This is a genomic window from Mesorhizobium sp. M7A.F.Ca.US.011.01.1.1 (genome assembly GCF_003998295.1).
Classification (GTDB): Bacteria; Pseudomonadota; Alphaproteobacteria; order Rhizobiales; family Rhizobiaceae; genus Mesorhizobium.
The window spans coordinates 1-6,428 of record NZ_RZRT01000106.1 but is presented as its reverse complement, the minus strand read 5'-3'; the positions used below and the strand labels follow the sequence as shown (position 1 = coordinate 6,428).

Genomic DNA, 6,428 nt, shown 5'->3' with positions numbered 1-6,428 from the left:
GGTTTAGGGTCGGGGGGGCGCACGCAGAGAATCTGGTGGGAACTCCCGCCACAGACATTGGCGGGTAAGAAGTTCATTTGCGGGCTGCCGATGAACCCGGCGACGAACTGGTTGGCAGGAGCCGAATAGACCTCCATCGGTGGCGCGAACTGCTGCACGACGCCATCCTTCATCACCGCGATCCGGTCGGACAGCACCATGGCCTCTTCCTGATCGTGCGTGACGAAGATGACTGTGATGCCGAGTGCCTTCTGCAGGCGCCGGATCTCGGTGCGCATGCGCACGCGCAGCGAGGCATCGAGATTGGAAAGCGGCTCATCCATGAGAAGTACAGAGGGGTTTCTGACGATCGCGCGGCCAACGGCAACGCGCTGGCGCTGGCCGCCGGAAAGCGCTGCCGGCAGTCGGTCGAGAAGAGCCTCGATGCCGAGAACGTCGGCTGCCCAGGCGACCTGCTTGCCAACGGTCGCTTCGTCCAGCTTCTGCTGGCGTAACGGAAAGGCGATATTTTCGCGCACCGTCATGTGCGGGTAGAGGGCGTAATCCTGGAAGACAAGCGCGATGTTGCGTTCACGCGGACCGAGATCCGAGATCTCCCTGTTGTCGAAGCGGATGGATCCCTCGTCGATATCCTCCAGGCCGGCGATGCAAAACAGCAATGTCGATTTCCCGCATCCCGACGGTCCGAGGAAGGAAATGAACTCGCCATCGTTGATCGAAAGATCGAGCCCTTTCAAAACGGCTATCGTCCCGAACCGCTTGTTAAGGCCCGTGATTTTGATCGATGCCATGGTGGTAGCTCCTTTCAGCCCTTGACCGCGCCGGAAAGCGCACCCTGGACAAGGTAACGTTGGAAGAAGAAGGCGACGGCCACGGGCGGCAGGATGGCAAGCACGCTGGCGGCGAAAAGCGGCCCATATTCATAGAAGCGGGCCTGGTTGAGAAAGCCCGCGATGACGACCGGGATTGTCTGCGTCTTGGGGGTCGAGGTCAGGATCATGGCAAAGAGGAACTCGTTCCAGGACACGAGGAAGCAGAAGATGAGCGCCGCGATGATGCCCGGCCGCACCACCGGCACCAGAACCTTGCGGAACATCGTCCAGCGGCTGCAGCCGTCGATCTGTGCCGCGCGCTCCAGGCTGAGGGGCACAGCTTCGAAGCTGGTCTTCATCATCCAGGCGGCAAGCGGCATCAGGATGGTTGAATATGCGATCACCAGACCGAGATGGGTGTCGATGAGCCCGAGCGTCCGGAACAGGACGAAGAACGGCAGAACCAGCGTCAGCGCGGGAACCATCCGCGTCAGCAGAAGCGCCCAGAGGCTGACGGCGAAGAAACGGTGACCGGCGTAGCGGGCAAAGCCGTAACCAGCCAAGGTCCCCAGTGCGACGTCGACGACGGAGACGACGATGCCGATGCCGAAACTGTTGAGCAGGGACAACGGCACGCGTGCGGCCTGCACGCTGGTCGTGCCTTGCGCCAGGAGCACCGCTCGATAATTCTCGAAAGTAAGGGTCGAGGGCACGATGGAGGGAGGCGTGCGGATCAGGTCGGTGGCTGGCGACAGGCTGATCAGGATCAGCGCGGCAACAGGCAGGAACGACCAGACGAAAATCGCAACGACGGCGAGCGCGAACAGGATCTTGCCCGTGTTGCGCGTGGCAATCGGGCCCATCAGCCTCTTCGGCTTCCATTCCGGCAGGACGACCATGGTAGGCCGCGGGCGGCCGGCTGTCGGCAGCCCTGGGGCTATCACCCCCGGCACAGTCGTTGTGGCTTTCCTTGGGCTGAGGAAGGCAAAATAGACGATCGCGAATGCAAGGCTGAGAAACGTCAGCACGTACAGAAGAGCGGCCCCTTCGCCGAACTTCAGAAACTGGAAGGATTGCATGTAGCCGAGCCAGGACAATGTGGTGGTCGCCGCGCCGGGGCCGCCGCGCGTCATGATCCAGATGATGTCGAAGGCCATGAAAGCATTGATCGTGGAGATGATCGTGGAGAAAAGCAGCGTCGGCTTGAGCCAGGGCAGCGTGATCGAGACGAAGCGCCTGACCGGCCCCGCGCCGTCGAGAATGGCCGCGCGGTGCAGGTTGCCCGGCATGGATTGCAGGCTGGAAAGAAGCATCAGGGTCGTCAATGGCGTCTGGTTCCAGACCTGGGTCAGTGCCACGAGGTTGAGGGCGCGGAAGCCGTCTCCGAACCATGCCCGTCCCCACGAACCGAGTCCTATGTCGTTGAGGAAACCGTTCAACAGACCGAAATTGCCCGCATAGATGAAGGACCACAGCACCCCGATCGACACAGGCGCCATGGCCCAGGGAACAAGGACTACACTGCGCAGAAAACCCCGGCCAGCAAATCGCTGGTTCAAAACCAGTGCGATCAGTGTTCCAAATATGGTCGTTCCGATGACCGCGATCGCGGAGAAATAAAGCGTGCGGCCAAGCGCATACCAGAAGTCCTGGTTCTGGAAGATCTTCGTATAATTGCCAAAGCCAACGAAAATCCAGCGTTTGGTGATCGGATTGGTGATGTTGAAGGACAGGTAGAAACTGTAGAGGAGCGGCAGGCCAACGATCAGGATCATCAGGATCAGTGTCGGGGCGACGGAGAAATAGGCAAAAGCCGGTAGGCTGATCCGCCGGCGGTTTTCGCGCGCAAGCGGCTCGGTTCTTTGCGACTGCAGTGTTATTGTCACGCGTCCTCGCACATCATCTGGGCCGGACCGCCGACAGTGCCTCGTCTGGCGATGTCGATGGAGGTTGATGCGGACGGAACAGCCGGTACCGATGACCGGCTGCCCCGGCATGTCCTACTGATACTGGGCCTTCAGCTCGGAAGCCTTGGACGCAAGCAATGCCACCAGCTCGTCGGTCGAGCTGCCCGAACGGATATATTCCTGAACCTGCTGCATCATGAACATATCCCATTCCGGGAACCAGATCGCCTTGCCGATCGAGCGTGACGTCGCCATGCCGAGCTGCTTGGCCGAAATGTCGAGGTCGCGCCATTTTGAAAAACTGGCGACGATCTCCGGATCCTGCATGACCTCCTTGTAGCCAGAGCCGAGACCGAACTCGAGTGCCCAGCGCTTGATCACATGATACTGGCCATCCTTGGCCTTGCCGCCGAAGAACTGGAGCAGGTCCCACACGCGCTCCTCATCGACGGGCTGCGCACCCATAAGATAGGCCGCCGTCCAGGCCATGGTCGAGCGGGTCGCGCCCGGCATGATCGCATTGCGCACCTTGCCCGCGATCTTGGAAACGGCGGGATCATTGGCGACCTTGTGGTTGTAATCATGGACGACCATGAATGTGTGGCGGCCGGAGGCATAGCTGGGTACCCCTTCGCCGGGCAAAGTCATGATGTCCTCGACGACCAGCTTTTCCTTGTAGAAGGTCTGGTTGATTTCGAGAATCTTGCGCAAGGCCGGCTCATCGACGAAGTTTCCATCGGCGTCGAAGACCTTGGCGCCCTCGGAATACCACGCCGCGAACATATACCAGGACATGTTCGGCCATTGCTGCTGCCACATCGCATGAAATGGTGCGTCGGATATGCCATCCTTCTTGAGCTTGCGGCAAACATCAAGAACGGCATCCCAAGTTTCCGGCGCCTGAGCCCCGGCTTTTTTGAGATGCTCCTCGTTGTAGAGGAAGGTATTGTAGCCGGCGTAGTAGGGGAGCCCGCACAGGGCCCCGCCGTTAGGCAGCGAAAGCGACTCGACGCTGACCGGGAACATGCCGGCCTTGATATCGGCAACGCCCGGCAGGCTCTCGATGTCACGGATCCAGTTGGCCGCGTGCCAGCGCGCAATGTAGTTCTCTTCGGAATACAGCATGTCGATATGCTGACCGCCGGTGAGCTTCGTTTCCGCCAAAGGGTGGTAGTCGCCCGATACGAGCTCGTAGTTCACGTTCTCGTCGTAGAGTTTCATGAACGTCTTGACGTTCTCTTCGACGATCTGCGGCTGGTATTGCCAGCCGACGAAGCTGATCGGTGTCGAGGGTGCCGCGAAAGCGCGAGACCCCATCATCGCTGCAGCGGACAACCCCGCCGCGCCTTGCAATATCTGTCTTCTGGACAGCAGGTGTCGTTCCAGCGAAGAAATCATGCCAGTTCCCCAATCGTTATAGCTTTTTGATTTCGGCCAACCGGCTGTGCCGGCAGATAACTTTCGGTATCTCCGACATGGAAGATAAACTGTAAGGCCGGTTAAGCTCTTGCTGCAGGGGAACTATGCCTAAAAATTTTTAGCTGTCCAACAAAATTTTTATTTCCGGATCATTTTTTGGCCGCCCTGAGCGTATGTTCATTTTTTGAGCTGTTTTTTGATCAAAAAAGCAAAAAATGGACTCTATCTGGGATCAGTCGCACAATGGTTGGGTCTGGGCCGCATCGCGTGCGATCGCCAGTTGCTGCTTGAGGCGGCGAAGTTTTTCCCGGCCCGCGTCCTTGCGCGCGATGGCAACGCCGTAAGAGATGATATCGATCGCGATCATGTAGGCGTAGCGAATTGACGCTGGGCTCAGAATGTCTTCGTCCGGGGGGCAGTCTATCGGCAGAAGTTCATCAACCGCGGCAGCAAGAGGTGTTCCGTTCGGAGTCAGTGCGATCGTTGTCGCTCCGTACTCGCGAGCGACGGTTACCGCCTTTTCAAGCTCGATATTGGCGCCGGTGAGCGAACAGCAGATGACAACGTCCGTGCGTTCCACTGCTGTTGCCAACATGAATTGCATCTGGTGGTCGTTACAGGGAATGACACGTATCCCCAACCGGAAGAAGCGGTTCTGAATCTCCTCGATAAGCCATGAGGAGACACCGCCACTCCCGAATGCGTAGAGCGTGTGACAGACGCTGATCTTGTCGACGACTGCCTGGGCGCGTTCGAGGTCGACGTTGTGATGCATGTCCGCAATGGTTTTCTGCGCCCGTTTGCTGACGCGCTCCGCGACTTCGGCGATGGATCCGGGCGGCGTCTGGGGTTCGAGATAACGGATGCCGATGCGCACCGACCCCATGATCTTGAGCTTGAGGTCCTTTAGACCGTCACAGCCCAACATGCGGGAAAATCGTGTGATGGTTGGCGCCGATACGTCGAGCCAAGCGGTGAGCTCCTCGATGGGCTTTTCGGCAAAGCTATGCGGCTCGCTCAAAATCGCGTGCGCAATCCGGCGGTTTGTTTTGGAAAACTGTGACTGCTGGTCGACAATTAGTCCGATAATGTCTTGTGCATTGCGCTTGTCGCCTTGGACGACCGCGCCTTCATTGGATTGCGATGTGCGATTTTCTTGCGACCGATTGCGAGCCATTGACTATCTCCTTTTAGGAATTGATCTCGCAACGTGGACGCGTGCCCAAGGCTGACAGCGATGGCACGCACGTCGTCTTCCGTCGCGACCGCTCGCTTTCGGAGTGCTTTCCAGCTCGTTGCATCAACTTACTTCACCCATACCGGCTATGATCAAGAGGATTTAGGAGCTCATAGACCCGAGCAAATTACGGTACCGCCTTTGCGTTCGATACCGCAAATCGGCGTGATGCTCGTAGGCATTTTCCAGCGACGTAGCTTTGGCTCGACTATCCGAGCAGTTTGTCAAGATTGCTTACGCTTCCCGCTCGTGCTTGGCCGGCCGCTGCATCAGGGTTTTCGGCGACGCCTGTTTCAGCCTGCAAGATCCGATTTCGGAAACAGTTCGGATATCCATTAGGTAGAACCCTCAGCGGTGCAGCAGAAAGCGGGTTCCACTCTTCGAGTCGCGACCTTCGATTCGGGCATAAATCGGTGGCAGGCCTTTCGTGCTGGAATGGCCTTTCCGACCAATAATGATGTGATCATGCACGGCGATGCCCAGCCGCTTGCCCTGTCGACGACTGGTGATCTCGATCCGACAGCTGCTTCTTGCCCTCGATTGTGCGTTGCTCGTTCAGCGCGTGGATCAGCGTTGATCCCTTTATGCAGCGCAGCCTTTGAGGACTGACACTGGGGCAGGGCGGTTGCATGACCCATTCATTTCAAGGAAATTTAGATCGTAGCTGCGCAAGCATGATCCAGAATGCCGGTGGGGTATTGACCTTGCCCCCAGTTTCTATCCAGTTTTGAGTTCGTTTCCGGCGTGGGTTGTGCCCTGCTGGGCGGGTGAAGGGACGGGCGCTGGCGCGGAGCCTTTGGCATAGCGCAGCGCGAGCGACCGTCGCGGATTGAAGGTGCCGGCGAACTCGGCCGGTGTCTGCCAGGCGATTTGGGAGTGCGGCCGGGCGGTGTTGTGATCGGCGCGCCACAGGGCGATGGCGACGCGCGCCTGAGCCAGCGAGGTAAACAGCGTCTCGTTGAGCAGTTCATCGCGCAGTCGGCCGTTGATGGGATGGACGGCCCCTGCACCCCGGCATCGGCGTGGCATAATGGCGGCCGGTGCATAACAGTC

The 6,428-nt window shown here is 58.7% G+C and carries 5 protein-coding genes; all 5 read right to left on the bottom strand.

All coding sequences use genetic code 11. The annotated features are described in order from the left end of the window. Positions 1-791, bottom strand: a 791-nt coding sequence (locus EOA13_RS35780; RefSeq protein WP_245490581.1) for an ABC transporter ATP-binding protein, incomplete at its 3' end; no start/stop codon positions are given. A gap of 14 nt (positions 792-805) precedes the next feature. Continuing rightward, complete coding sequence (locus tag EOA13_RS35775) at positions 806-2,698, bottom strand: ABC transporter permease subunit (protein ID WP_127297869.1); 1,893 nt, start codon at positions 2,696-2,698, stop codon at positions 806-808. A 114-nt stretch (positions 2,699-2,812) separates the two neighbouring features. Next, positions 2,813-4,117 (bottom strand): ABC transporter substrate-binding protein, encoded by a 1,305-nt coding sequence (locus tag EOA13_RS35770; RefSeq protein WP_127297868.1) that lies wholly within the window; start codon positions 4,115-4,117, stop codon positions 2,813-2,815. Positions 4,118-4,370: 253 nt separating this feature from the next. Continuing rightward, complete coding sequence (locus tag EOA13_RS35765) at positions 4,371-5,315, bottom strand: MurR/RpiR family transcriptional regulator (RefSeq protein WP_127297867.1); 945 nt, start codon at positions 5,313-5,315, stop codon at positions 4,371-4,373. A 777-nt stretch (positions 5,316-6,092) separates the two neighbouring features. Then, positions 6,093-6,428: integrase core domain-containing protein (locus EOA13_RS38440; RefSeq protein ID WP_206535355.1), on the bottom strand; the 336-nt coding region annotated here is incomplete at its 5' end.